This window comes from Leucobacter sp. M11, assembly GCF_035726885.1.
Lineage (GTDB): Bacteria > Actinomycetota > Actinomycetes > Actinomycetales > Microbacteriaceae > JAPFRB01.
The window spans coordinates 175,102-177,757 of the sequence record NZ_JAPFRB010000001.1 but is presented as its reverse complement, the minus strand read 5'-3'; the positions used below and the strand labels follow the sequence as shown (position 1 = coordinate 177,757).

General features: G+C 70.8%; 3 protein-coding genes. All 3 read left to right on the top strand.

All coding sequences use genetic code 11. The features are described from left to right. The coding region (locus OOT08_RS00890; protein WP_325090706.1) for an ABC transporter substrate-binding protein at positions 1-1,041 on the top strand (1,041 nt) is incomplete at its 5' end. After that, the gene (locus OOT08_RS00885; protein WP_325090705.1) at positions 1,038-1,919 is read left to right on the top strand and encodes a siderophore-interacting protein; all 882 of its coding nucleotides are present in this window, start codon (positions 1,038-1,040) and stop codon (positions 1,917-1,919) included. The genes OOT08_RS00890 and OOT08_RS00885, both read left to right, overlap by 4 nt. After that, a partial coding sequence (locus OOT08_RS00880) for a FecCD family ABC transporter permease (RefSeq protein WP_325090704.1) occupies positions 1,916-2,656 on the top strand: 741 nt, incomplete at its 3' end. The genes OOT08_RS00885 and OOT08_RS00880, both read left to right, overlap by 4 nt.

Sequence of the window (2,656 nt, the reverse complement as noted above, 5' to 3'; positions counted from 1 at the left end):
TCGAAAGGACCCCGCCCCGTGCCGGTACACCCCGCCATGCCCGTTTCCCCTGCCCGCACCCCGCGCCGACTCCTCGGCGCGCTGGCCGCCGGACTCGTCCTCACGTTTGGCCTCGCTGCCTGCTCCGGGGGCGCCGCCCCTGAGGCCGCATCCGACACCCGGGTGTTCAGCACGGACCTCGGCGACGTCACGGTCCCGACCGAGATCGAGCGGATCGTCTCGGTGGACTTCTACACGCCCGGCGCGCTGATGGACGTCGGGGTCACCCCGGTCGGCGTCGTGAACACCTACTTCACCGACACGGAGGGCGACGCGATCCCGACCGCGTATACGACGGAGATCGCCGCGTCCGGGGCCGAGTCGATCGGCGAGTACTACGAGCTCAACGTGGAGGCCATCGCCAAGGCGAACCCCGACGTCATCATCGCCACCAACGACTTCCTCCCGATGGACGCCGAGCTGCGCCCCCAGCTCGAGAAGATCGCCCCCATCGTGACCTTCACCGCCCGCGACTCGCTCAGCTGGAAGACCCGGGCCGACGCCGTTGCCGAGCTCCTCGGGAAGGAGGCGGAGCTCGCCCCCGTCAAGGAGGAGTACGAGACGCGCCTGGCCGAGGTGCGGGAGGCGCACCGGGACTTCCTGGACAACAACACCATCGCGATCTTCGTGCCCAGTCAGGAAGCCACCTGGGGCACCTACGCACCCACCCACTTCACCGGTGGGGTGTGGAGCGACCTCGGCGCGAAGTACCGGGAGCAGGCCGAGGACGAGATTAACGAATCCGGGTTCCCGAACTGGTTCTCCTATGAGGAGCTTGGTCGCCTGGAAAACGCTGACGTGCTGCTGCAGCAGACCGCGGAACTGCCCGAGGAGATCACCTCGGGCAACGCGATCTGGGAGAAGCTGCCGGCCGTGCAGAACAACCTGGTGTTCCCGAACATCGATCGTTCTCCCACCGGTTCCTACGGCTGGGCGCTGGAAAACATCAACGACATCGATGCCCTGCTGACCGAAATCGACGCGCGAATCGCCTCCCGATGAGTGTCACCGCAGTCACCGTGACCCGGACCCTGCGGCTGTCGCCGGGAATGGTGCGGGTCACCGTCACCGGGCCAACGCTGGGGGAATACCGCTCCACCGGAGTCGGCGACGAGTACGTTCGCGTGCACTTTCCGGAGCCCGACGGCACCCTGCCCGAGCCCCGCGAGCGCGAGGACGGCAACTGGGACTTCGGGGAGGCCCCCTACCCGCACGTGCAGCCCTACACGATCCGCGCCCACCGGCCGGAGCAGGCGGAGATGGACCTCGATTTCGTGCTGCACGGGCACGGGCGGGCCGCGGCCTGGGCGGGGTCTGCCGTGCCCGGCGAGCGGCTCCTGTTCGGGGAACCGCGCGCGCTCTTTGCGCCCCCCGCGGGGGCGGACCGCTTCGTGTTCGCCACCGACGCGACCGGGCTGCCCGCCCTGGGCCGCCTGCTCGAACAGCTGGCCCCCGGCGATCGGGCGCTCGCGATCGTGGAGATCGCCGAGGCCGGGCACGAGATTGCCCTGAGCAGCCCCGCCGAGGTGACGGTGCGCTGGCTCCCGGGGCGGGGCAACGGCATTGCCCCGAGCGCCCTCACCGAAGCGCTACGCGAATCCCTCCGTGAGGGGCTGGGCGACACCGGGTACGTCTGGGTTGCGGGGGAGTCCAAGGAGCTGCGCCGGGCGAGGAAACTGCTCCGGCACGAACTCGGGCTCTCCGCCGAGCACTACCGGGTGATCGGGTACTGGACGGACAAGGCGGAGGCCTGGGTGGCGTCCTACGAGGCCCTCGACGAGAGCACCCGGGCCGGGCTCGCCGCCATCTGGGCGGAAACTGACGACGAGGAACTGGGGCGGGACCGCTACGAGCGGCGCCTGGAAAGCCTCGGGCTGTGACCGCGCCGAGCGCCGAGCGCTCGCTCGTGCGGGGTCCCGATGCGCGCCGGGAACGCCTCGTGACCTCCGCGGGCGGGGCCGCCGAGGCCCTGCACCGGCCCGGGCGGGTCACCCACACGCGCGGCCGGATCCTCGGCCTGGGCGTCCTGACGCTCCTGCTCGTGCTCAGCTTCCTCGCCAGCCTCGCGTTCGGGGCGAAGGGGCTCGGCCTGGCCGAGGTCTGGGCGGGTCTGCGCCTCGACGACGGCGGAGAGGCCGCCTACATCGTTCGCGAGCTGCGGCTGCCGCGGGCCGTGCTCGGCCTCGTCGTCGGCGCAGCCCTTGGCGTGTCCGGCGCGCTCATCCAGGCGCTCACTCGGAATCCGCTCGCCGATCCCGGGATCCTCGGGGTGAACGCCGGAGCCGGGTTCTTCGTCACGATGGGGATCGCGTTCTTCGGCGCGCACGCGATCTCTCAATACCTGTGGTTCGCGTTCGCCGGGGCGATCATCGTCACGGTGCTCGTGTACCTGCTCGGCTCCGTGGGACGAGTGGGGGCGACCCCGATCCGGCTCACGCTCGTTGGCGTGGCGCTCGGGGCGCTGCTCGGGGGCATCACCTCCGGCATCACGATGCTGAACCCGAAAGCGTTCGACTCGATGCGCAGCTGGAGCGCCGGCTCCCTGAGCGGGCGCGGCTGGGACATCCTCTGGGCCGTGCTGCCCTGGATCCTCCTCGGGCTCGCCCTGGCGCTGCTG

Excerpts from the sequence above, each read along its gene's own strand:
- OOT08_RS00885 (WP_325090705.1), top strand. The coding sequence starts at position 1,038 with ATGAGTGTCACCGCAGTCACCGTGACCCGGACCCTGCGGCTGTCGCCG.